This window comes from Bacillus sp. DB-2, from assembly GCF_003315125.1.
Classification (GTDB): Bacteria; Bacillota; Bacilli; order Bacillales; family Bacillaceae_G; genus Bacillus_A; species Bacillus_A mycoides.
Genome location: NZ_QNRN01000002.1, coordinates 193,770 through 218,768 on the forward strand (window position 1 = coordinate 193,770; position 24,999 = coordinate 218,768).

General features: G+C 35.2%; 25 protein-coding genes and 1 pseudogene. 8 read left to right on the plus strand and 18 right to left on the minus strand.

The window, feature by feature from the left end; translation table 11 throughout:
* Positions 1-235: 235 nt before the first annotated feature.
* Entirely contained in the window at positions 236-1,531 is a 1,296-nt protein-coding gene (locus DET63_RS03970; protein WP_113936102.1) for a histidine--tRNA ligase, read from the plus strand.
* A 311-nt stretch (positions 1,532-1,842) separates the two neighbouring features.
* On the opposite strand, the gene DET63_RS03975 is transcribed toward DET63_RS03970, so the two are convergent.
* Both DET63_RS03975 and DET63_RS03980 read right to left on the minus strand, forming a co-directional pair.
* The gene (locus DET63_RS03975; protein ID WP_003190466.1) at positions 1,843-2,124 is read right to left on the minus strand and encodes a DUF1292 domain-containing protein; all 282 of its coding nucleotides are present in this window, start codon (positions 2,122-2,124) and stop codon (positions 1,843-1,845) included.
* Between the two features lie 363 nt (positions 2,125-2,487).
* On the minus strand, positions 2,488-3,540 hold the full coding sequence (locus tag DET63_RS03980; protein WP_113935923.1) for a pyruvate kinase: 1,053 nt from the start codon (positions 3,538-3,540) through the stop codon (positions 2,488-2,490).
* 253 nt (positions 3,541-3,793) lie between these two features.
* Here DET63_RS03980 and DET63_RS03985 point away from each other — a divergent pair, with 253 nt between their 5' ends.
* Positions 3,794-5,467: an alkaline phosphatase gene (locus DET63_RS03985; RefSeq protein WP_113935924.1), complete on the plus strand. Its 1,674-nt coding sequence runs from the start codon at positions 3,794-3,796 to the stop codon at positions 5,465-5,467.
* Positions 5,468-5,551: 84 nt separating this feature from the next.
* On the opposite strand, the gene DET63_RS03990 is transcribed toward DET63_RS03985, so the two are convergent.
* Complete coding sequence (locus DET63_RS03990; protein WP_395921515.1) at positions 5,552-6,238, minus strand: NAD(P)H-dependent oxidoreductase; 687 nt, start codon at positions 6,236-6,238, stop codon at positions 5,552-5,554.
* Between the two features lie 109 nt (positions 6,239-6,347).
* Between DET63_RS03990 and DET63_RS03995 the strand changes: the two genes are divergently transcribed.
* A complete protein-coding gene (locus tag DET63_RS03995) occupies positions 6,348-6,722 on the plus strand; it encodes a winged helix-turn-helix transcriptional regulator (protein ID WP_000625800.1) in 375 nt (124 codons plus the stop codon).
* 210 nt (positions 6,723-6,932) lie between these two features.
* On the opposite strand, the gene DET63_RS04000 is transcribed toward DET63_RS03995, so the two are convergent.
* The 6 genes from DET63_RS04000 to DET63_RS04025 all read right to left on the minus strand — a co-directional run bounded on the left by DET63_RS04000 (position 6,933) and on the right by DET63_RS04025 (position 12,466).
* On the minus strand, positions 6,933-7,124 hold the full coding sequence (locus DET63_RS04000; RefSeq protein ID WP_113935926.1) for a DUF3947 family protein: 192 nt from the start codon (positions 7,122-7,124) through the stop codon (positions 6,933-6,935).
* A gap of 646 nt (positions 7,125-7,770) precedes the next feature.
* Entirely contained in the window at positions 7,771-8,496 is a 726-nt protein-coding gene (locus tag DET63_RS04005; protein WP_016091803.1) for a hypothetical protein, read from the minus strand.
* A 489-nt stretch (positions 8,497-8,985) separates the two neighbouring features.
* Entirely contained in the window at positions 8,986-9,744 is a 759-nt protein-coding gene (locus DET63_RS04010; RefSeq protein ID WP_113935927.1) for an SDR family oxidoreductase, read from the minus strand.
* A 56-nt stretch (positions 9,745-9,800) separates the two neighbouring features.
* Positions 9,801-11,465, minus strand: a complete 1,665-nt coding sequence (locus DET63_RS04015) for a putative ABC transporter permease subunit (RefSeq protein ID WP_113935928.1) — start codon at positions 11,463-11,465, stop codon at positions 9,801-9,803.
* Positions 11,458-12,183, minus strand: a complete 726-nt coding sequence (locus DET63_RS04020) for an ABC transporter ATP-binding protein (RefSeq protein WP_002066081.1) — start codon at positions 12,181-12,183, stop codon at positions 11,458-11,460. Before DET63_RS04020 ends, DET63_RS04015 begins: the two co-directional genes overlap by 8 nt.
* An 88-nt stretch (positions 12,184-12,271) precedes the next feature.
* Positions 12,272-12,466 (minus strand): hypothetical protein, encoded by a 195-nt coding sequence (locus DET63_RS04025; protein WP_002066080.1) that lies wholly within the window; start codon positions 12,464-12,466, stop codon positions 12,272-12,274.
* Between the two features lie 278 nt (positions 12,467-12,744).
* Between DET63_RS04025 and DET63_RS04030 the strand changes: the two genes are divergently transcribed.
* Both DET63_RS04030 and DET63_RS04035 read left to right on the plus strand, forming a co-directional pair.
* Positions 12,745-13,104: a DUF3796 domain-containing protein gene (locus tag DET63_RS04030; protein ID WP_113935929.1), complete on the plus strand. Its 360-nt coding sequence runs from the start codon at positions 12,745-12,747 to the stop codon at positions 13,102-13,104.
* Positions 13,092-13,292, plus strand: coding sequence for a helix-turn-helix transcriptional regulator (locus DET63_RS04035; protein ID WP_002084410.1), 201 nt, complete (start codon positions 13,092-13,094; stop codon positions 13,290-13,292). The genes DET63_RS04030 and DET63_RS04035 overlap by 13 nt, the downstream gene beginning before the upstream one ends.
* 252 nt (positions 13,293-13,544) lie before the next feature.
* On the opposite strand, the gene DET63_RS04040 is transcribed toward DET63_RS04035, so the two are convergent.
* A complete protein-coding gene (locus DET63_RS04040; protein ID WP_113935930.1) occupies positions 13,545-14,507 on the minus strand; it encodes a tubby C-terminal domain-like protein in 963 nt (320 codons plus the stop codon).
* 536 nt (positions 14,508-15,043) lie between these two features.
* Between DET63_RS04040 and DET63_RS04045 the strand changes: the two genes are divergently transcribed.
* Complete coding sequence (locus DET63_RS04045; RefSeq protein WP_002128293.1) at positions 15,044-15,541, plus strand: DinB family protein; 498 nt, start codon at positions 15,044-15,046, stop codon at positions 15,539-15,541.
* Between the two features lie 497 nt (positions 15,542-16,038).
* Here DET63_RS04045 and DET63_RS04050 read toward each other — a convergent pair whose 3' ends face one another.
* The 5 genes from DET63_RS04050 to DET63_RS04070 all read right to left on the minus strand — a co-directional run bounded on the left by DET63_RS04050 (position 16,039) and on the right by DET63_RS04070 (position 20,630).
* Complete coding sequence (locus DET63_RS04050) at positions 16,039-16,749, minus strand: YjjG family noncanonical pyrimidine nucleotidase (protein ID WP_113935931.1); 711 nt, start codon at positions 16,747-16,749, stop codon at positions 16,039-16,041.
* A gap of 44 nt (positions 16,750-16,793) precedes the next feature.
* Positions 16,794-17,708, minus strand: coding sequence for a phosphotransferase family protein (locus DET63_RS04055; protein WP_113935932.1), 915 nt, complete (start codon positions 17,706-17,708; stop codon positions 16,794-16,796).
* Positions 17,709-17,896: 188 nt separating this feature from the next.
* Positions 17,897-18,928, minus strand: a complete 1,032-nt coding sequence (locus DET63_RS04060) for a tyrosine-protein phosphatase (protein WP_113935933.1) — start codon at positions 18,926-18,928, stop codon at positions 17,897-17,899.
* 90 nt (positions 18,929-19,018) lie between these two features.
* The gene (locus DET63_RS04065; protein WP_113935934.1) at positions 19,019-19,903 is read right to left on the minus strand and encodes a hypothetical protein; all 885 of its coding nucleotides are present in this window, start codon (positions 19,901-19,903) and stop codon (positions 19,019-19,021) included.
* 4 nt (positions 19,904-19,907) lie between these two features.
* Complete coding sequence (locus DET63_RS04070; RefSeq protein ID WP_002084403.1) at positions 19,908-20,630, minus strand: GNAT family N-acetyltransferase; 723 nt, start codon at positions 20,628-20,630, stop codon at positions 19,908-19,910.
* Positions 20,631-20,753: 123 nt separating this feature from the next.
* Between DET63_RS04070 and DET63_RS04075 the strand changes: the two genes are divergently transcribed.
* Positions 20,754-21,593 carry a DUF2785 domain-containing protein gene (locus DET63_RS04075; protein ID WP_113770438.1) on the plus strand — a complete coding sequence of 280 codons (840 nt, stop codon included), beginning with the start codon at positions 20,754-20,756 and terminating at the stop codon, positions 21,591-21,593.
* A 17-nt stretch (positions 21,594-21,610) separates the two neighbouring features.
* On the plus strand, positions 21,611-22,060 hold the full coding sequence (locus tag DET63_RS04080) for an NUDIX hydrolase (RefSeq protein ID WP_113935935.1): 450 nt from the start codon (positions 21,611-21,613) through the stop codon (positions 22,058-22,060).
* 96 nt (positions 22,061-22,156) lie between these two features.
* Here the strand turns inward: DET63_RS04080 and DET63_RS04085 are convergent, their stop codons facing one another.
* From DET63_RS04085 to DET63_RS04095, 3 genes and pseudogenes are all read right to left on the minus strand, one after another.
* Positions 22,157-22,537: a VOC family protein gene (locus DET63_RS04085; protein ID WP_098636524.1), complete on the minus strand. Its 381-nt coding sequence runs from the start codon at positions 22,535-22,537 to the stop codon at positions 22,157-22,159.
* A 61-nt stretch (positions 22,538-22,598) separates the two neighbouring features.
* Entirely contained in the window at positions 22,599-23,639 is a 1,041-nt protein-coding gene (locus tag DET63_RS04090) for an ROK family transcriptional regulator (protein WP_113935936.1), read from the minus strand.
* Positions 23,640-23,761: 122 nt separating this feature from the next.
* Positions 23,762-24,963 (minus strand): annotated as a pseudogene (locus DET63_RS04095) (MFS transporter).
* Positions 24,964-24,999: the final 36 nt, after the last annotated feature.

Sequence of the window (24,999 nt, forward strand, 5' to 3'; positions counted from 1 at the left end):
TGATATTTCGAAAATCATCTGTTATACTTTGAAAAAAACTTATTAAGGAGAGATTTCATATGTGGACTTTCAATACTTCTTTCCAACTTCATCATCATACGTAACGCCGTGTATCCGAAGAAAAATTTTTCTTCGTGGGTACAGGGCTTTTCCTGTTGACCCACGAAGCGTTCATAAAGCTATGTGGGTATTTTTATACCTGCATAGCTTTTTTTAATTTAAAAGAGGAGTGATTATAGTGGAAATGAAAAATGTAAAAGGGACAAAAGACTATTTACCAGAGGAGCAAGTATTGCGAAACAAAATTAAAAGAGCATGTGAAGATACGTTTGAACGTTATGGCTGTAAACCGTTAGAGACACCAACGTTAAATATGTATGAGCTTATGTCTTACAAGTACGGTGGTGGCGATGAAATTTTAAAAGAAATATATACACTTAAGGATCAAGGAAAACGCGATCTTGCCTTACGTTATGATTTAACAATTCCATTCGCAAAAGTCGTGGCGATGAATCCGAACATCCGCCTACCCTTTAAACGCTATGAAATTGGTAAAGTATTTCGAGATGGGCCAATTAAACAAGGAAGATTCCGTGAGTTCATTCAATGCGATGTTGATATAGTTGGTGTAGAATCTGTCATGGCAGAAGCTGAACTCATGAGCATGGCGTTTGAACTATTCCGAACGTTAAACTTAGAAGTAACGATACAATATAATAACCGAAAATTGTTAAACGGTATTCTTCAGGCGATTAACATCCCTACTGAACTAACGAGTGACGTAATTTTATCATTAGACAAAATCGAAAAGATTGGGATTGATGGTGTACGAAAAGATGTATTGGAGCGCGGGATTACCGTAGAAATGGCCGATACAATATGTAATACTGTTTTATCTTGCCTAAAACTTACTATTGCCGACTTTAAAGACACTTTCAATAATACACTTGTTGACGATGGAGTAAACGAATTGCAACAATTACAGCAATACTTACTCGCTCTCGGAATAAATGAAAATACGATATTCAATCCATTTTTAGCAAGAGGACTCACGATGTATACAGGCACTGTGTATGAAATCTTTCTAAAAGATGGCACGATTACATCTAGCATCGGTAGCGGTGGTCGATACGATAATATTATCGGAGCATTCCGTGGTGATAATATGAACTATCCAACAGTCGGTATTTCATTCGGATTAGATGTCATTTATACAGCTCTATCACAGAAAGCAACAACATCATCTACAGCAGATCTTTTTATCATTCCACTCGGGACAGAATTACAATGCTTACAAATTGCCCAGCAATTGCGTTCTACTACTTCCTTAAAAATCGAACTTGAACTAGCCGGACGTAAATTGAAACGTGCCCTTAATTATGCAAATAAAGAAAATATCCCGTATGTACTTATTATTGGCGAAGAGGAACTATCTACAGAAACAGTTGTATTGCGTAATATGAAGGAAGGTACTGAAGTGAAGATTCCCCTCTCTTCCTTGGAAAATAACACATTTAATAACTATATATAATAAGCGCCACCCTCATTTGGGTGGTTTTTCTAGTGAAGAAATAAAGTGAAACTATAATCAGTGGGGGGTTGTTCATCCCCCACTGATTATTAGCCTTCACCAATCGGGCTTTTACGGGCAGTTGATCTCCCACCTAACTTCTTTGCTCCAGCCGAATTTTGAGGTGGGAGTTTTACTGCCCACAAATAGCGGGATTAAAAACCATTTAGTTTACATAATATAATTATCGATTGATATAAATATGATTTTCAACCATATAAAAAAAGAGGGCAAATATGCATCTCCCTCTTTTTGTCTAACTCTTTTTATTATTATTCTTGTTCTTGCTCGTCCATAATCTTCTCGAACGCCGCAGATACTTTTTCAAATTCCTCGTCATTCTCTATGTATGAGAATTCATTATCTTCTTCTATTTTTAAAAAGAAGATATCAATGTCTTCCTCAGTTTCTGTTTGAATGTCTTCTACAAAGGCAACCGCAATGTATTCTGCACCTTCGACATCCATCGCTCCAAGCACTTCAACTTCCTGTTCTTCATTATTCTCATCGGTAAGACTAAAAATTTCGCCTACTTCAATTGCTTCCATATTCATTCTCCTCCTATCATACTCTAAAAAATAAAACGTTCAAATTGCACACTTACTAACATATCTTTCCATAAAAAAGTTGAATTCATACAGAAAGAACAACAAATTTTTGCTGATTCAGCAAAAGTATTCAACTATAAGGATATCATTTATGAATAGGAATGAACATATTTTAAATGAGATAATTGGATTAATTAATTTAAAATCCTTCTTTAGATTTCCGAAAGACCTCCATGTCCCATAATGATTCTTTCATATAAGCAGCTGGAATGCCACCTTTCAATCTGTAAGTAAATACTAAAATAGCACCTCCTATCCTGATTCCTTTCCGTACGTTTTTAGGATGAGAGATAAATCCTTCTATATAAACTAAAGAGACTTATGCAGCAATTCCAGTACATCTTTCATCGCAAAAGGCCCATCTTTTTTCACATGCTCAGCGAATTCCGAAACGAGACGTAACGTTTTCACACTTTCGATTGGATGCTCCCCTGACGCACTTTCAGCAGAAAGCATAACAGCATTCGTCCCGTCCAATACAGCTTGAAATACATCTGTCACCTCAGCTCTTGTAGGAATAGAATGATCTACCATAGATTGAAGCATTTGTGTCGCTGTAATGACATATGTATTCGTTCGATTACATTCACGAATCATCATTTTTTGTAACAGTGGAATAAATTGATACGGTAATTCCACACCTAAATCTCCCCTTGCGATCATAATGCCATCCGCTTCGTTGCATATGTCTTGAAAATTCTCGATTGCTCCCATCGTTTCTATTTTTGCAATTAAATTAGGAGATGTTTCTTTATGTTCATGTATAAAACTTCGTATTTCCTTTATATGACTAGGTTTTCGAACGAAAGAACACGCAATAAAATCAACTTCCTCTTCTAGAAGAAATTGAATATCTTTTTTATCTTTCTCCGTAATAGCTGGCAAACTAACAATTGTACCTGGTAAGTTCACCCCTTTATGAGAGAAAATATTGCCTCCTGTTTTTATTCTCGTTTCTATTTTTTCCGAACTTATCTTTTCAACGATTAACTCAACTTCTCCATCATTAATAAGAATTCTACTTCCAACTTTCACGTCATTCGCAATCCCCACATAATCAACACTTGCTTCTTCTTTATTCCCTTGAACTGGATTGGTATGTAAAGTAAATAACTCTCCTGCTTCAAGTGTAATTTGTTCTTCTTTCATTTCACCCAATCTTATTTTAGGACCTTGTACATCCCCTAGAATTTTAATAGAATCGTCTAACGATTTTACTAAACGCATGATGTCTTTATGACTTTCATGCGTACCATGTGATAAATTTAACCGAACAATTTTCATACCATTGTTTATTAACTGCGCTAACGTTTCTTCATTATTACTCGCTGGCCCAATTGTACAAACTCGATCAATTGTCATGTCCCCACCATCCTTTTTTAAATGTTTCCCATAAAATAAAAAGAAGATTCTTTTTATAAGAAAGACCGTACAACTAAGGGTGCACAGAGGTTTTATATGAGGAGAAGCGATTGCTGAGTAAGTAGCTTAAATTTAACTTTTTGACTCCATAGTTATTGTTAGTTTCGTTGCAATAGGGTACTACTAATAATAAATCTTGTTTACATACGAACGTTAGATTTGGATATCGAAAACGACCTATGGAGGAACCACAATGACTACTCTTCGAAAAAAAATAATGGGACTAACATTAGCGGGAACGATAGCACTATTTACATTAGCAACAGGAATCATAATGAACGATAACGAGGTAAAAGCTGAGGTAAAAAAAGCAGGAAAGCAACCTAAAAATGTAATTTTCATGGTTATAGATGGGACAAGTTCTTCGGCTACAACATTAGCCCGTTGGTATAAAGGCTCACCTCTTGCACTAGATCAAATTGTATCCGGAGGTGTTCGTACGTATTCGGCAGAATCAGCTATTACGGACTCTGCACCAGCAGCCACAGCTTTAGCGACAGGAAACAAATCAAATTCAGGTTACGTGGGCGTATTACCTTCTGTTGTAAATTCACCTGGCTTAGAACCCATTAAAGAAGAATGCAAGTTTCGTCCAGTTGCCAACGTCTTAGAAGGCGCAAAACGTTCCGGCCGCGCGACAGGAATCATTGCTACATCAGAAATTCAACATGCTACTCCAGCTAGTTTCTCTGCCCACCATGCTAACCGTAAAAATTTCGAAGTACTTGGTGAACAGCAAGTTTATCAAAATATAGAAGTTGTATTAGGTGGTGGAAAGGCATCACTTCAGCCTACGACAAGCAACGGAATTCGTAAAGACAACGAAGATTTAGTAAAAGTGATTCAAGACAAAGGGTACGACTTTGTCGAAACAAAAGATGCGTTATTAAACTCCAAATCAAATAAAATCTGGGGTTCTTTCTCTAATACTGCCCTTGCGTTCGATATGGATCGTAGAATAACCAATCCTAATCAGCCAACTCTTTCCCAGATGACGAGAAAAGCCATTCAAACATTATCAAAAGATAAAGATGGTTTCTTCTTATTCGTAGAAGGCAGTAAGGCAGATTGGGCAGCACATGCAAATGACCCAATCGGGATGATTAGCGATATATTGGCGTTTGATGATGCAGTTACAGAAGCATTAGAATTTGCGAAGAAAGACGGTAACACTATGGTCATTGCTTTAGCGGATCATGGTAATAGCGGTATTTCCATTGGCAACAGCAATACCACAAAAGGATATGATACCACACCAGTATCAGCTTACATTGCTCCACTGAAAAAGGCGGAAATGACACTTGAGGGTGCTACAAATAAACTAAAAGATGATTTATCTAATATAAAAGAGGTCGCTGCTCTTTACGGTTTAGACAACCTAACTGAGGATGAAAGAGAAAAGTTAAACGCTGCACATAAGAAAGCTGATGTAGGTCCAATCCTTACTAAATTATTGGCCAACCGTGCGAACATCGGTTTTACAACTGGTGGTCATACGGGTGAAGATGTATTCTTATACTCTTACGGTCCTCAAAAGCCATACGGTTTAGTCCAAAATACAGACGTTGCGAAAATAATGGCCAAAGCAATGGGCTTTCAATTAGGAGAATTATCTAAGAAATTATTCTTAGATGCTGAAACATCCTTTAAACAAATTGGTGCAACTGTAACGATTGACAAAAAAGATGTACGAAACCCGGTGCTTGTAGTAAAACGCAATAATACGGCGGCCAAATTGTTTGTTAATAAAAACATTATCTATATTGGTGGGAAAGATTATGAATTAGGAGGCATCGTTGTAGAAAGCAACGGGAAATTCTATGTCCCTGAAAAAGCAATTCAACTATTCACAAAGCATTCTCGCTAAATTTAAAAACAGACATAAAAAAACGCTATCCTTTCTATAGAAAGGGTAGCGTTTTTTTCGTTATATGGATACAAATTTATCTTATTAAATCCATTCAACAATAGTATCCATAGTTTGTCTTGTTTTATTAAATTTTGGTTCTCCTTTACGGTATCCGAATGCAACCATAACTGACACCTCAAGATTATCATCTTTTAAAATTCCTTCTTGACGAAGTAAAGAATCTACTTTTTCTTTATCGAATCCTTCCATTGGACAAGAATCAATACCGATTTGAGCTGCACTAGTCATCATATTAGCTAAAGCAATATAAGATTGCTTTGATGACCAATCAAATACAGCACGTTCGGAGTCTAACAATTTAAAATCCGATTCTTGGAATTTTTTGAAGAATTCATATCTCATTTGTTGGCCTTCTTCAGGCAATCCAATAATATCTTTCATCATGTGCTGAATATACTCTGCATCATAGTGCATATCTTTGATGTTTCTTGAAAGAACAATGACAAAATGACTTGCTGTTGAAAGTTGCCCACCTGCTCCCCATGAATATGGTAATAGTTTTTCTCTTAATTCTTTATTTTGAACCACAATAAATTTCCAAGGCTCATATCCAAAAGAAGAAGGAGATAATCTTCCTGTTTCTAAAATAAATTTAAAATCATCTTCTGAAATTTTCTTCATAGGATCAAATTCTTTACATGCATGTCTAAAGTTAAAAGCCTCAATAATTTTTTGTTTTGTGTTAGTCATAAAAAATCCTCTTTTCATTAATTTATTACTCAACTAAATTATATTTTTTAAGTATCAACGTTACAAGTACGCACATTTATGTGCTATAGTATCAAAAAAGATACTATTGTTAAGGGAGAGTCTTTTTATGATTAGTTCAAAAGAAGATGATATAAATTATCCATTTTTAAATAAATATTCTTGTCCCGTAGAAGCTATCGTCGAGGTTATTGGTGGGAAATGGAAAGGGGTTATTCTTTATCATTTGTTAGATGGTAAAAAACGATTTAATGAATTAAAAAGGTTGAAACCTAATATCACCCAGAGAATGTTAACACTTCAACTTAGAGAACTTGAAGCAGATGGCATCGTACATCGGGAGGTATATCGTGAAGTGCCTCCTAAAGTAGAATATTCGCTAACCGAACTCGGTGAGTCACTACGTCCAATTATCCTTTTAATGATGGAATGGGCGACCAATAATATGGAGCAGGTTTTGGAAAGTAGAAATAACACTAAATAGTATTTAAAACCTGTAATTAGCCATTACAAACAACTCAAAAAAGATTGCCTCTTAGGATACAGGCAATCTTTTTTCTTTTTTTAAATATGAAATTTATGTTTTTGCAGCCTATCCCCATCAAAGAGCTATTTTTGTTTTGTCATTGTTCGCTATAAAACATATACAGTTTCATACGGTAACGATCGAAAACAAATTCCATTCTTGTGTAATCTACATCGGGTAATATGATTGTGATGGGTAATACACCTGTGGTGGATAATAACTTTGTTGCATTTGTTGCGCTTGTAATGCTTGTTGCTGTGCTTGTATAGCATGATGAACAGCTTGAATAGTGCTTTGCGCAGGACCCTGCCCTCCTAAAGGGCGCATTTGCGTTTCATTGTAAAAATAATTGAAAAACATTCTTTATTCACCTCACCTCTGCATATATTTTTGTCTTCATGTTTCATACTATGAATATTGAATTAAAGTGGATTATTTATGAAATTTTTCATATTCAGGCTGTAGTTGGCTTATCCTCTACAGCCTTTTTATATCCCTAATCCCTTTTAAATGACCCTCAAATAAGGTTTTTGTTAAAATCTTACATAAATTTTATTTTTGGTGTATAATTAAAATATCTATATATTAGGAGTGTTTAAAATGTTAGAAACCATAATAATCTGTCTATATATTGTTTTCGGTATAAGTGCAGTATTTGGCTTAATAAAGGAATTTCAAAAGCCAAAGAAAAACCAATTTTTGATTTTATTTGAATCTCTAATTTTGATAGGAGCTATATTTTTAATAGCTAATATCTTCATCTAAATTACATAACGAGGACTCTTCAGGGAGCAAAGCAGTTAGCAACAGCTAACTACTTTTTATTAAATAACTATTTTATAGCGTTTTTTATCAGTACCTCTAACTTTGAAATGGCGCTATTTAATTTTTGCCTTCCATCTTCATTCACCGTTTCATCATGTTTAATTTGTTTTGAAACAACTTTAGCCTCACATACTACCTCAACAAACTAAAAAGGCCTACTCACACGAGTAGGCTTTTGAAACTATGAAAGCTTCGTCAATAATTGATTTAAATCCTTTTTCGTTTTCGTCGTTAATGACTTCATTTTATTAACATCTATCTTTTCTTTCTCCGCTCCTACAATTAACGGATACATACTTTGGCCAATTGTTTTATATTCAGTCGGATGTGATGCTTCTAACTCTTTTTCAATGACATCCCACTTCTCATTAATTTGTTTTCCGATTTTATTAACTGTTTCTAACTTAGGATTTGCAGCTAATTGCTTGTCCAAGCTTTCAATTAATGTAACGACTTCTTTTACATTTGTTTTCACAGCAACGCTTTTCTTCGGATCTTTCGTTGTCTTTCCGTTATTGTTTGTACTTGTACTTTGATCTGCTGTCTTTCCGTTATTGTTTGTACTTGTGCTTTGATCTGTTGTTTTCCCGCTAGTAGTTTGATCATTCGTTTTTCCTGTCGTTTCTTTTTCTTTTGTTGTTTTGCCGTTACTTTCTGTTCCTGATGATTCCTTTGTATTTTTTGCATCCTTATCTGTTTTTTCATTCGAAGAAGTATTTGTGTCTTTTTCAGTATCTTTCGTTGTTTTTGACGCTTCATCTGCACTTGTCGTTTTCGATTGCTCTTCATTTTGTGCAGTTGCCTGATCCTTCTTTGCTGCATCTTTATCTGTGGAGGTACTACAAGCTGCCATTGTAAGCATTGTACCAATTGCTACTGATGCGATAGCGACCTTTTTCATTTTCATATAAATCCCCCTATGTTTATATAATTTATCCCGCATTAACGGGCAGTAAGACTCCCACCTCAGAAGTCGGATAGTGCAAGGAAGTTAGGTGCGAGATCAACTGCCCGTAAACGCCCGATTGGTGAAGGCTAATAATCAGTGGGGAATAAACACCCCCTCACTAATTAAAGTTTCACTTTATCCTCCTCTTTACGATTCTATTTCCCCTTAAAAAATCCCTTTTCATACGAATCACCATCTTTCCGACAGTAATCTTCATAATAATACGTACAAAAAACGATAAATTCATTTTAATATTCGAGTTTTTTCTACTACATTTTCCTCCTCTGTAGCAAAAGAAAAAGAGTATGTTGTCACATGAAGATTTACAATCTACAAATGACAACATACTCCCCTATCAATTTTTTATCTTTCTTGACATTTTATTTATAAAAAAAACAAAATAATTACTAATTTTTTTATTTCTCAACACTTGTTAACATAATATTTTTATGAATAACCACCGTTCGAATGAATGACTTGCCCAGTAACCCACTTCGCCTCTTCACTTACTAAAAAAGCAATTAAACGTGCCGCATCCACCGATTCTCCAGCTCTACCTTGCGGGAATTTCCATACTAAATGATGCTGTAATTCCTCTGTAATCCATCCTGTATTCGTCGGTCCTGGATCAACAGCATTGACTGTAATCCCCTTCTCCATAGCTACTGGTGCAACTGACTTAGTAAATGCTTCTATTGCTCCCTTTGTCGCTACATATGCCAGTTCATCTGGCATTGGCGCTAGTGACTGCCCAGAAGTAAGATTGATAATACTACCACTTGTTTTGAGTGAAAAATATTTCATAAATAATGAACTTAATAGTATAGGAGCACGAACATTAACCGTATAATGTTTATCTAGCTGTTCTACATCTAACTCTTCAATTTTCGTAGGAGTAGAATACGCCGCATTATTAATAAGAATAGATGGATCACCTAAACGTTCTGATACCATAAACAATACACGATTAGGCGAATAAGACTGCGATAAGTTGATTTCTGCCATTTCACATCGAACGCCGTAACTTTCAATTTCCTTTTTCAACAAAAAGGGCTCTTGATCATTCATTCCCCATGGCATCGCTTTATCATACCGAGGCCAGTACGTGAAAAAGACGTCTATCCCCTTTTGAGCAAGCACCTTGCATACAGCTGCACCAATTCCATTCAGACGAGTTGCCCCTGTTACAATTGCTATTTTCCTCACCTTTTCTCCTCCATCTATACGTAGATCCTCTGCACGAATACAGAGGATCTACCTTCTTATTGAATATTTGACAATATACGCTCAGCGCCTAATTTTAAAATTTTAATAAAGATATAATTTACAATCGTAAACATTACAAATAAAACGATAAACATAATCCAAAGTCCTACTTGAAGGAAGAAGTATAATACACTTACACCTGCTACAATAACTAAAGCTATTAAAATATTAGCTAAAAAATTCCACAAAGTTGTATATCGACTTTTAAATAATTTCTGTTCTGTATCCCAATGAATATCTGCAGTTTGTGCATCCCAGCGTGTACCTATTAAATTAATTAACAATAAACCGTTCGCACTTAGTAAGAACCAAAGTATCATGAAGACTGGCGAAATACCTGCTACAACTGCCATCGTAATACCGAATACTGCTAAAATGACCACATTAATTAACCAAGCAGTTATTGCTTTCGCAAAAAAGATATCCGAAGCCTTTACTGGTAAGTAACGATTCACAAACCAAGAGCTTCCATCTCGTGAGAATGACGTTGTTGCAATAACGTTACTCCCCATTAAAAATAAGGATGCACAAAGGCCAACACCAATTGCGAAACCTGCTGATTCTGGATTATCAATATACCCTGTAATCCATTTCAAATTTCCATCTTGTACAAACAAAACAAAGAACAGCATAATTGGCATAACGAAAGTTTGCACAATACAATTTAAGAAAAATTGTGGCGTGCGGAATAACGTTTTAAATTCTTTTTTCACATATGCTTTTAAATGCGAACTTTGTACCGTTGATTTCTGTAAACCTTCTGCTGAAATTACCTCTTTCTTTGCTGTACTCGTTGAAAGTCCAATAACTCCTTTCAAATATGTACGCTCTGCAATGTAGTAAAACAGCGCGAAAAATGCGATAGAAATAAGAATGTATATTAGTACGTATAATATTCCCTTCCACGATGCATTTTCTACTAATCCCATCGCTCCAAAATATGTAGTTGGAAAATAATTTGTCATTTGTATGAAAAGTGAGGATTCATTATTTGCAAGATAATTCGCAACCGAATCTCCAGCTCCAGATACTGCACTTTTATTTCTCCATTGCATAAATACATTGATTCCGACGATAAATAGTATACTTACGATTCCAATAAATATACTTCCTCGATCTTTATTTTTCGCTATATTCGTATACCTCATAATAATTGTCATAATTAACGAAGCTAAAACTAGCGGAATGATCGGGAAGAATAAGTAAATGACAATCATATAAATGTAATATGTAATGAAAGCACCACTCTTTAAACCGTAAGTAATAAAGATAGGCAATAAAATAAACGAGCTCATTACGTATTGTGTAATTAACACTGTAAAGAACTTTGCCGAAATAATTTGCGCTGGTTTTAACGGTAACGGTAGCAACATTTCAACATCATTACTATAGTAAAACACTGTTAAAATGTTCATAATACTCATCAAAAATACCCATATACTAGCAACTGCTAATCCCATCGCAATAACAATTCCTGGATCCTGTCCGAGGTGTATCATTCCTTCATATATTCCATGGGTCATCGAACCGAATATTAAAAAACCTACAAATAAAATGGCTGCAAATGAAAATAAATACGCCCATCTTTTCTTTTTATCTGTTATGAAATCTGCATAATTTAATTTCAATAATACTTTCGTTAACGTCCAAATTTTACTCATTTCCCGTCATCTCCAAGAACATTTTTTCAAGTGATTCATTGGATTCAAAATGGTCTCTCATTTCATTTAAATTCCCTTTAAACTGAAGATTTCCCTTATTAATAATCGCGACGCGGTCACATATTTTTTCAGCTACTTCTAATACGTGTGTCGAGAAAAATACAATCTTCCCTTTATCTGCATGTTCTCTCATCATTTCTTTTAAAATATAGGCAGATTTCGGATCAAGCCCTGTTAACGGTTCATCTAAAATCCACACATCTGGTTCATGTACGAGCACACCGATAATAACAATCTTTTGTCTCATACCGTGTGAATAACTTTGAATTTGATCAGATAAAGCATTGTACAGATCAAACTTCTTCGCTAATGACTCTATTCGTTCTTGTCTTACTTCCTTCGGTACTTCATACATATCAGCCATAAAGTTTAAATATTCAATCCCTTTTAATCGTAAAAACATATCCGGGCTATCTGGAACATAGCCAAATGTTTTCTTCGCTTCCATCGGATTTTTCATAATATCTTTACCGTTGATTGTAATGGTTCCTTTGTCCACCCCATGAATACCAGTAATCATCTTAATTGTCGTTGATTTACCCGCACCATTCGGTCCTAAAAACCCAAAGATTTCTCCGCTCGGTACAGATAAACTTAAATCTTTTACTGCATAGTTAGATCCATTATAACTTTTTGACACATTCAAAATTTCGATCATTACATCCAATCCTTTCCTTAATTACCAATTAACTATATTAACATTATAGCATACTTATATTTTTAGATTTTTATATTTTTCAGTTTTTTCAACCTTTAAAATAAATATAAATTCCTAATCCAACGATTAAAACAACGGCTAGTATTATATAAATCATCGTAAGTCGTTTAATATTTCCTGTTGTCGCTTTACTATAATTCGCATCACCATTTCGCCCAATTAACACCGTTCCAATTACAGTAATAACTACAAGTAATATAACAATCATTATCCCAGTTAACATTTCTTCCTCCCCCTCCTTACATCCATTTTACGATATTTCCCTTTTTATTTTACAGAATATTTAACCTTTTTTACTATTATTATGAAATAAATCGTAAAACTATTATTACTATGAATTTCCATATGTGATATATTTATAACATATAGTGATTTATCCCGCTATTTGTGAGCAGTAAGACCCCCACCTCAAAATTCGGCTGGAGCAAAGAAGTTAGGTGGGAGCCCTGCTACCCGTAAACGCCCGATTGGTGAAGGCTAACATCGAAAGGAGAATCTATCATGAAAACGACTTGGATAAAATATTTAGGTTTTCTCGGTTTCTTTGGGTTTCTCGGATTTTTTTATGAAAAAGGATTGTTTACTATGTTTTGTTTTTTCTCCTTTTTCACGACGTATAGAAAAGTTCATCACGATGAGCTTTTTGAACAAATCGTCAATAAATCTTGCCGCAACGCCTTTATCGTTACGTTATTAACTACCGCTATCATTATGTTTATTGAAATGTTATTTCCGAATCCTACACTACAAGAGATTGATATTGCTCTTATTTTCAGCACACTCATTCTTACATTCGGATTCTCTATGTTCTTTTACGATAAACCAGTTGATGAAATGGAAGATGCACCATGGCGTTCGTAACGAAGATAAAAGAATATCGTGCCAAAGTACATATGACGCAGGAAGATTTAGCGAAAAAGGTTGGTGTACGTCGTGAAACGATTAGCCATCTTGAAAAAGGAAAATATAATCCTTCCTTACAACTTGCTCACGATATAGCGAGGGCACTACATAGTACGATTGATGAGGTTTTTATTTTTGAGGATTAATAAAGAGCACCAAGTTTAATACATAATACTGAATCTAAAGTAATTAAATATATACTAGACGACGCATGTTGTTTAACAATGTAGTTTTAAGGTGTATCAACACTTTGCTTGATACGCCTATTTTTTATGGTTTTTATCACTGCATTCATCAAAGCGACCAGTATGTTGCAACGAAAATACCGTACTTTTTCCAGAACCACATAAAAAAATACCGGTATCCTTCCCATGAAGAATACCAGTACTTTTCATTTATCACCCATACAAAACCGCATGAAATACGCCTAACAGTAAGTATTGATCCTCTATATAATCCTCATCATATACATTCATCTCGATGTAATACATATCTTCCTCAAGACGAATATTCCAATCTGCGATTACATAGCCCTTTCGTAATAGCTTTCCAATCCCAAGTGAATTTTTGTGAACAACATATTCTTCTGTCTTATATGTAAAGGTAAATAAGAAATTTGCATCCAATAATTTTCCGTCACATACCATTATTTCATGCTCTACATCATCATTATCGATGTACGTTACTAAAATCTTTCTTTGGCGCCGCCTACTTACATCCTTTGCGATGATCCGAATATTATCCTTACTATCCTTTATTTCGTAATTGATATTACTACCAACTTTCGGAATGAAGTCTAGCACTTTCATCAACGCATTTTTATAATAACCCCGTACTACGCCTTCTTGTTTGCTTCCATTGTAAACCTCTATTGAAGTCGTATCCGCTTTACTATCACACAGTCGTTTATAAGAAAGCTGCATCATTCGCTCTCCTCTTAAGTACTGATCAAACGTCACAGGATATCCTATCGCGCGCAGTTCCTTATTTAGCTCATATAAATAGCGCCCGACGCTCTCTACTAATGTTGTAGTTGATATACGCTCTTGAAGTTCAAATTGCTGCCAACTGGAAAAAACTCTCCACTGATCTTCCTCTTCATATACGAATCCGAGAATTACTTCCTCACGGTCACTCGTTTCATAATTCAATTGTTCTTTCTGTCCATGTTGCACTTGTTCCATCCACTGTCCTAAATAAATGCCAAGCTCTGCAACCTTCATGCATGACTTCTGAAAAAATACGCTGTCACTCACGCGAATTGTTAAATCCCCTTCAATAAAGCCATTTGCATAAGCGGCATACCGTGGCTCATCCTTCTGCGGGATAGCCTTGTCTAACTCAAATAAAAACGTTAACATCCTTCACTCACCTCTAGTTGTTACACAGCTCATACATGACATCGCATCACTCTGAGAAACTATGTATATATGAATATTTAATTATCGCATTATAACACGTGAAAGACCTTAGTATAGTAGCGCTATTTTTGCTTCGCGAACTCCCTCACAATAGAATAACTATCCTTTTATTATTTTTTTCTTGACTTAGAGTTCACTCTAATTATTATAATCAACTCATAGTTCATTCACAATAAAATCAATTGGATAAAATTCAGGAGGGATCGGAAAAGCTAAAATCAAAAGTGGCTGACATTAACGCAGACCTGAATGTTGTCATTCGAACCTTTGATTTATCTGTTAATACAATTGTACATTAAGGTACTAATCAAATAAAAACCTACGATTTCCTGTACGTTAAGAAGTCAGTGATTCTTGCCTTATTTTACTTTCTCTTAATAGTCGTAAAGCTTCTATAATTTATTTAGTACATATAAAAAAGACGGAATCATAAAATCAGCAAATTAGAAAATAAAACAGGATGGGAGTCAGTTATTATGGAGCAATCAAATAAAGCGTTTAGCCAGGCATTAGTAAAATCGTTAAGAGGAGAACGAGGACATCTTCCCATCAAGAATGCTTTATCGGATATAGACGTGGCGCTTGCGGGAAAGCGCCGAGAGGAACTGCCTTATTCTATTTATCAATTAGTGAAACACATGACCTATTGGCAAGATTTTCTCTTATTATCCGCTCAGGGGAAGAAGCCTACATTGCCTGCCCATGTAAAAGAGAGCTGGCCTGAAGAAGAATGCCCTGGCAGTGAGGAAGAGTGGCAACAGATTATTCAGTATTTTCTTCAAGGGATTGAACAGGCATGCACGATCGCCCAAACTGTTCAATTGGACAAAACATTGGAGGAATGGCCTGGTGAAACCCCTGGCGGTGTTCTACGGAATATTGCATCTCATAACTCCTACCATTTAGGAGAAATTGTGCTGATTCGCAGATTATTTAGTGCTTGGCCACCGCCAACAGGCGGATATCCGGTCTAAACAAGGAAAGGGTTCCACCCCATACCCATTAACTTAAGATTTTAAATTACACCCAAAACGAAATTTTTACCACTTTACAGTTATTTATGAGAATTAAATTCATTTTTTTCATTACTGGGGAACAAACATTTTTTAAATTTGATGGAGATAGGGTATAAAAATACAAATTTCATCTCCCAAAAAAATAAAAAAACGATTGCTTGGATCCTAAGAGGCAATCGTTTTTTTAGCTGTTTGTAATGACCAATTACAAACAGCTAAATATATTATTTAGTGTTATTTCTGTTTTCCAAAACCTTCTCCACATTAATCCTCAATTTCAATTCCAGCTTGTTTAAATGGTTCTAATTTTATTTCTGTTTTCTTTCAGTAAAATTATTTTGACTTGGTGCCATCTTTTTTGTCTCATATCTTAGTATATGAAATTATATGCACGATTTTCAAATACATCTACCGTAACTTACAATATATCAACTATTCGACAAATCTTAACAAGATTAAAATGAGACTACCTTTTCTTCCGCCACTTCCGCAATTTCTAAAATTTGTAGCAGGTTCTCCACTTCATAGGTCGGCTTAACACTTGTCTTGTTTTCTTTCAGACTCGGATTATACCAACACGTATCAATACCGTAATCTTCTCCACCTTTCATATCAGAAGTTAGCGAGTCTCCAACCATTAGTACACTTGATTTATCAGTAATCCCAAGCTTGTCAAACGCATAATCAAAAATCTCACGCGCTGGTTTTTGATGGCCGACTTCTTCAGAAATAATAATATGATCAAAGAAGTTACATAAAGGCGAATTTCCAATTCTAGATTGTTGCACTTTTGTATATCCATTCGTAATGATACCTAACTTGCAATCTTGAAGATTCTCACATAATTGCACTGCACCTTCTATAAGATGTACTTCTTCCCCTAAGTTTTCAAGGTATACGTCACTAAAATGCTGCGCATCTACTTCTAGAGTATGAAGAGCAAATAATTGTCTAAATCGATCTACCGCTAATTCACTTAGCGTTATCATTTTATTCTCTAAATCTCTCCATAATCCATTACTAATCTCTTTATAACTTGCAAGATAATCATTATACCCTGTAGGCATGCCAAATTGTACAAACGCGTTATGTAATGCGTTTCTTTCTGTTTCAGGGAAATCTAATAATGTATCGTCTACGTCGAATAGTATTACTTTGTATTTCATGATGTTCGCCTCAATTCCTATATTAAACACTTCTTATAGCTTAATTATAAGCTTTTATATATTTCATTATAAAGCGCTTTGACTCGCTCTTTATAGAATACACCTTTATCTTCTATTTTCAAATGTGCTATAAATAAGTTTGCAAGCATGACCGCAGTATCTAACCTATAAAATAAACTAACAATATGCGGGGTATCGTTAAAGATACTATCATTCTTATATCCCTCTTCAAATTCTTCCCAATTCACCTCATTCGTTTCAGCTATTCTCATAAGCTCCAATAATGGATGACCAATTAGAGCGTTATCCCAATCCACTATCGCTTTAATTTCTCCATTATATCCAATTAAATTGGCTGGTCGAATGTCCATATGCAATAAACTCTTTATATGATCAGCTGTACTAAGAATATGTTCAATTGTTTTTGTCTCTGGAAGTTTAATTCCACAGTTCGTAATTGTATTAAAACCTTCTATCCGTTTCACAATGCGTTCCGCTATATACTTACTAATCGGCTCTCTAATGTTCTGCTCATATTGTAAACCATCGATTGGTATACTATGAAGCTCACTAACTAACTTCCCTATTTTACATGCAGAAATTGGCATATGATCAGTAGATACATAATCCGATATTAAAAAATCAAGTTCGGCAGAAAGATGCAATCCATGTATCTTTGGCACTGGAATACCTTTTGAATAACAAAACTTAGAAAGCTCTGTTTCCTTTTGCAATGAAATCCGACTATTAAATAAATCTTCATTTATATTTTCTACTTCTCTTTCCCACGGCACTCGAAAAGCTAAAGCTCCCTTTTCTGAATCTCCGCGAAAAACAATATTTTGCACTCCCGTTCCAATCACCTTTAAATCCTGAACAGCTAGTTCCTTATAATCTTGACTTAGTATTGTTGCTAGCTTTCCTCTTAACCCCTCTGCTTTTACACGTGTATGAATCATTTTATCCCCCGATTCTTAAGTTTTTTTCATCCATTTTCTCCCCGGTGCACAACAATCCTCATAAACAAAATTATAGCAACAATAATAAAAGGAGGCTAATCCAATTAGCCTCCCTCCTCATTATTTATCCCGCATTAACGCCTGATTGGTGAAGGCTAATAATCAGTGGGGATGAACCCCCCCACTGATTAAAGTTTCACTTTATCTTCTAGCAATAACACTTTCATTTCTTCTAGCGATTCTTTCGTAAAGCCAAGTGCTTTTTCAGCATACGCTTCAACTGAACCGTATTGCTTTTTCACTTCATCAATCGCAGCTTGTAAATATTCAGCGCGTGCTTCAAACATCGCACCTAATATCGCTCTACTTTCATCGTTTTGTAATTTTGCACCTAAAAAGGCCATCATTTTTTCATTTAACTTTTCACGGAAGCCGTTACTTAGTAAGTAATCTTCCATTACTGTTTTTTCTGGTACACCTAGTAAAAGTAATAATAATGCCGATCCAAATCCTGTACGGTCTTTTCCAGCTGTACAGTGGTTTACTAATGGTAAGTTTTCTGGATTTTGCGCTAAGTTTAAGAAACTCACGAATGCTTCATTACCACTTACGAAATCTTGATTCATTTTCACAAGATACTCACCTGGCTTCCCTAACATAGAAAGGTCACCAACTTGGAAAAATTCATTTATGTTTAAGTCTTTCGCTAAATCTTGCATAACTGGTAAACACACTTGACGAGCACCTGTAATCTCTGGATTCGGCTTATGCTTCACTTCAAAGTCTGTACGGTAGTCACAAATTAATTTTAAGCTAGACTTCTGTAAATACTCGATATCCCATTCTGTTAATCCTGCTAATTCTTCAGAACGATACAATTTACCCCATTTTACTTTACGGCCTTCAGTCGTTTCATATCCTCCCATATCACGGAAGTTAAACGCACCTTGTAATGGCAATCTACGCTCAGCTACTGTCACTGCTTGTCCATTACTTCCTACTAGTCTAAAATATGGACGCTCATTTTCACTAGGGTTTTCAATTGTACATGATGATTCTCCATTTACTGTTGCAAGTAATCCTCCATTTTCTTCAATATGATCTGGTGAAGTACTCCAGTAAATACGAACTTCTTCTATATTATTTTCCCACTTTATATGTAACGTATTATCTTCATTTCGTTCTACAGTTGCTTGTAGCCAATTTCTTTGTTGCTTCATACTTTCACCAACGCTTTCTTCGTATAGTCTAATCCTTCTCTATTGTATTATAGGAAAGCTTACTTTGTCGTTTCGATTTTTCTTTTTATCTTACAAACATGCAAAAAGTTCTTTTACTTGTTCAAAATTTGTACATGGATTCCCGCGAAATACATATGCGATTTGCTCATCACCTAAATCTTCATATACAACTGTTCCACGATCTGGGTGCGAATAAACCTCTAACCCGTTTATCATCTTTTTAACGCTATAATTCGTTTTCCATGAAGAAACAGGATAGTACGCTTTGTTTTTATGCCTACAAACCCAAAGTGCATATAGTTTACTATTTTCATCCCAGTATACATACTGCGTTTCGTCATTTCCTAATCCGATCGATTCGAGCTTCCAACTTAACTTTTCATGAATTGGCAATTTCGAATATGATGCGTCATGTGGAAAATTCCACTCTCGACATCTTCCTATTTCACCAATTCCACCTCTTTTTGCTTGAAAGCTTAATAAATGAAATGGTGTATGTAATATCGTTTTCGCAAACTCCATATTTACAGGTTGTAACCCAAATAGAAATCTTTCCATTTCATCTTGGTTTACATTTCCACGATCAATAGAAATTTCAATTTGCGTTTTCCATTTAGATGTAACGTAACTTTCTTTTCCCTTATAATTTACACCTTTCCAATACACAAGCCCTTTATATTGAAAACAAGATCCTTTTGCTTGAGAAATACAACTATCTGGAAATACCGGCTCCATTATATCGAGGAAAAACTCTTTTACCCGAAACATACTAGTTGGCGTAACAACTTGAAACCAAAATGTTTCCCACTTTTCACCCTCATAACGCTCTGAAACTTTTTCGATGTTCCAACCTTCTAACAAGATTTCTGGATACAGTAAAACAAAAGAATGAAATTGTTTTTCCAGCATATATAACCCTCCCACTAAATGAGTTCGAGAGAGTAAGCCATCCATCCTTCTAAAACCTTCTCACATATCGCTCAGTAGAGCTCAGCTGCTGACATCCGTTCTTTTCAAAAACATCCTTCATCCACTCGTTTTGTACATTTGTCTCGCCAATATAATAAGATGCACCTATTTCTTTCAAGACAAACATTGCCCCTGTAAAGAATGCTGCTTCATACCCTTTATTTCGCATATTTGGAGCGACTGCGAAATACATAAGTTTTCCTTCTTCTAACGTACCTCTTTCAATATGCGGGATTACAATTCCTATTGGCTCTTCATCGATACTTGCTGTTAAACAATGTTCTTTCCATTGCCCACCTATTTCTTGTAGCATCGTATTTACAAATTGATCATAATCGATTTGTTCTCCCGTCACTTCATTCCACAGTGAATAAAAAGCGGCTTCGCCTATCTCTTCAATAAGCTTAAAATCAATTTCACTTTCTATATCTTCTACTTCATATATATCCTTAAATACAATCATGTTTTCAGTAATATATTCAAATGAATACGTTTCGAAACATTTCTTATACACATCATAATTTGGGCTTTTTGAAGAAATCTCAAATTGCAATTCTTCTATTCCATCTTTTTCAGCTTCAGCAACGCAATATTGCATTATCTCTTCTAATTGCTCTTCTGTAAAAACCTCTGCATCATTTTCTTTTATTATTATAGAAGAAGCATTTTTTCTTATTTTAAAATGTTTTTCTAACTGTTCTATAGTCATCATATACTTCCCTCATCTATGTCATACTCGAATTTCTACTTGTTCTCCTTGCATGAGCAGGATTGTCCTTGAATATATAGAATACTAGAAAACATTGCATCTTTAAAGTGCGGAGGAGGTTCTCCATTGGATATTACAGCGCTGCAACAACAGTTAGAGCTTATACAACAAAATGACTATACGCAACTGCAACATATAGATATTAATGAGTTAACGCTCAATATGCTTCAGTATATCGGAACAACTGATAGTTACGTTCGTTACCAACTTATATATAAATGTTTTGCACATTTCATTCATCATGAATTCCTTATGGACGATCAACTGAAATTACTTCTACAAACTTGTTTAAGTGATGAGTATTTATATTGTGACATTCACTCCCCACTTACAGATGGGGTTTTCACACGTTCTTATACTGTTTCGTTAATTGCATTAATACTCCAATTCGCTAACTCGCACTACTTTTTTACAGAGGAGGATATCGAAGAAATAAAAAACAAACTCATTACATACACAAACTTAGAAATGGATTTTCGAGGCTATATTGAAAATAAAGGATGGGCTCATTGTCTTGCCCACGTATCTGATGCCTTTTCTGAAATTGTTCACAATTCCTATACGACCTTTGAATGGTACGAGGAATTAATTCATTGTTTATTAAATAAAATTTTCATCCCATCGGATCTTTTTCATAATAATGAAGATGAACGAATTGTTACACCGTTACTATCTATGCTATATCATGACTTCCCGCAAGATGAGTTAATTTCAATTATTTATAAAAAAATAAAAAGGCTGCCTCAAATTAGAAAACGCCTTTCCCTTAATGAGTATTGTATTTTATGCGCAAACATTAAAATCTTTTTACGCACATTATTTTTTAGAACAAAAGATGATCATAACTTAGCATTTACAGCACGTAAAACAGAAAAAATGTTAAAAGAACTGCCTAATTATTATTAAATATAAGGAGAAGACATATGGGCTATATTGAAGACATGAGAAATCTAGTAGGAAATCATCCACTCATTTTAATCGGATCACACGCCATTATATTAAATGAGAAAAATGAAATATTACTGCAGCTCCGTACAGATTTTAATCGCTGGGGCATTATTGGTGGCGCCTTAGAATATAACGAAACGTTAGAAGACGCTTTACAACGAGAAGTATATGAAGAAACTGGACTTATCATTAAAAATCCAGAACTATTCCGTACATACTCAGGACCTGATTTCTTTCAAATCTATCCAAACGGCGATCAAGTACACGGTGTACTCGCTGTTTATATTTGCCGAGAATTCCACGGTGAGCTTGTATGCGATCAAACGGAATCGAAAGAACTGCGCTTCTTTTCACTTGATGAATTACCTAGTAATCTCCCTCCTGTTATTGAGAGAATTATTAAGGCGTTTCAGCACTCCAATTAAAAAACATTACATATTAAAACAACCTCATTTCCCGTTATTATAACGAGAAATGAGGTTGTTTTATTTCACTGTAAATCCTAATTATTACCTTAATAGTTAGATTGTTATCTCGATCTGGTTTCCTTCAGGATCACTTACTACACTTTCATAGTAACCATCCCCTGTAGTACGTGGGCCGTTTAACACAGGGTATCCTGCTTCTCTTAATGTATTAGTTAATTCATTCACTTTTTCTTTACTACCTACAGAAAAAGCAATATGCGCATATCCTATTGTTTGTGTTTGTCTATTATCGTCTATCCCTACTTGCCTCATAAGTTCTAGACGTGCTCCACCTTCAAAAGTTATAAAATAAGATTCAAACTGCTTTTTCGGATTGTGATATAAGCTATTTTCTTCACCACCGAAGTACTGTTTATAGAAATCACGCATTCCTTCTAAATCATTCACCCAAATTGCTACATGTTCAATTTTCATAATCGACACCTTTTCTTTTATGTTATTCAACCGACAATTGGATGCTTCATTGCCAGCACATTTAATTTTCTTTATTTGTTCTAGTAATCATAAGATCAAGCCCAAGGCTTTTTAACCCAAATAAATAATCTTCTTTCCAATTACTCACTGTTATTTTCGGAATATGTTCTTCTGGAATGTACTGCGGACAACTTTTTACAATTTGCTCTATTACGAATTGATTCACTTCATCATCACAGAAGATAAACGCATGCGGGTTAATAATAGCTATACATGTAGCTATTAAACGAGTAATAGCATCTATATTATATTTTTCTGGATTATTTGCATCGTTAACTTCGTCTTCACTTCTTAAAGCTTGTAAGAAATTTTTATTATCGTACTGCGGAACGAAAGATATCTCTCCTGAGAAAAAGGTGCTTCCTCTCACTACATCTCCATTTATCATAATCCCTGCCCCTGGGCCATTTTGACCTGAATACAAATACACAAGAGATGAATTGTCGTTATTTCCAGTGCTTTTATAATAACCAAGCACTGCTGCATTCATATCGTTTTCTATTACTACAGGTATTGAAAACAGATCCTCCAAGTGACTTTTTAAATTAAAGTTTTGGAACTTTTCATAACCAGGAATATAGAAAATACGACCATTATCAACCGAACCAGGCACACCAATTGATATAGAGCTGATTTTCGGAAATGTAGCTATAAGACCTTCTATATGTTCTGTTAATAAATGTACGCCCGTATCCATCAATACACTTGAAGTACTTCCTTGTTCTTTTACTTCCCCTAAACAGTTGAAAATTGTATAGTTTGTCTCATTTTTTTCTAAAAATATCGCTAAACCTAACATATATTCCGGATTATACGCATATCGTTTCGCTCTTCTTCCGCCACTTGAATCATCTAAACCGACTAAAGTGACTTCACCGTCTTGTTTCATATTTTCTATAAATTTACTTATCGTTGGAAAACTAATTTCTAATGTATTACTAAGCTCAACTTTCGTCGCACTTCCTTGCTCTAGAAGAGCTGTACGAATGCCGCGAAGGATCGTCTCTTTAATCGATTTTTGAGTAACAAATTGTTCACTCAAATCGCTCACCACCTTAATCAACATACTTATTAAACTCTTTTAATAAGTTGCGTTGACAATATATCATACATCATTTTCTAAAGCAATAGAGATGATATATTTCCGCTGCATGCCATTCTTATTTAACCCGATGTATTCTCTCTCGTAATAGACGATACAATTCCTGACAAAAGAACAAATAATAAAACAGCTAGCAAGGCATTACGTATTCCGAATGCTTCCCCAAGTATCCCTAAAAATGGCGGTCCGACTAAAAAGGCTGTATAACCAATGATAGAAACTGCAGCAACATTAGAAGTCGCATTTTCACGGTCATCTCCAGCAGCTGACAGACCAATTGGGAACCCTAGCGCTGCACCAATCCCCCACAGTACTACACCAAATGCTAGAAAATACGAATTACTCCCAAATATTACGATTGAAACTCCTAGAATCGCCATCATAATGGTGGCACGTACGACAGCGACACGACCGAATCGATCAAGGAAATAGCTGCTACACATACGAGTTAACGTCATTGCTAATACAAAAATTGTGTACATAATAGAACCTGCCACTATACTTTGCTCGTGTCCATCTACCATCACGATAGGTAGCCAATCATTTGCACTACCTTCTGCAAATGCCATTCCGAGTACAAAAAGACCAATTAAAAGCACCTTTTTTTCCATACGTAAGGTCGTATGCTTCTCTCTCCTTTTGTTCCGCGATTTCTCCGTCTTTCCTGTTCCATGCGGAAGAAAACGATACACCATACATACAAGTAATACAAACACGACCGAAATCGCAAGAAACTGATACAGAATCGGAATGTGAAGCGACGCTGCGACAGAACCACTGAGCGCGCCTACTAAAGTTCCTACACTAAAAAAGCCATGGAATTTCGGAAGAAGAGTTGTTCCTAATTTCTGCTCAATGGAAGAACCTTCTACATTCAATGCGACTTCTGCTAATCCGTATCCTACTCCAAATACTAGTAAGCTACTAAAAACCCCCATACTAGAAACAAAATAAATATTTATACCTAAACAAATCAATCCAACAATCATAAAAAACATACTGCCTATAATAACGTCTCTAGCTCCCTTACAGTCAATGAAGCGGCTTGCACTTAGTAACTTAGTAAACCAATTATTGAACCGACAGATAGTCCGAACAAAATCCAGCCCATTTCTGCATTTGACACTACTAAAATATCTCGAGTAGCTGCTGTTCTTGAAATCCATGTAGCAAACGCGACACCTGGCAAAGCAAATAAGAGAAAAAGAGCATTTCGAGAGGCACGTAATGTCTTTGTATGATTGTCCGCACTATATTTCTCCATATGAAACACCTTTCACATTGTCTATACGATAATTTA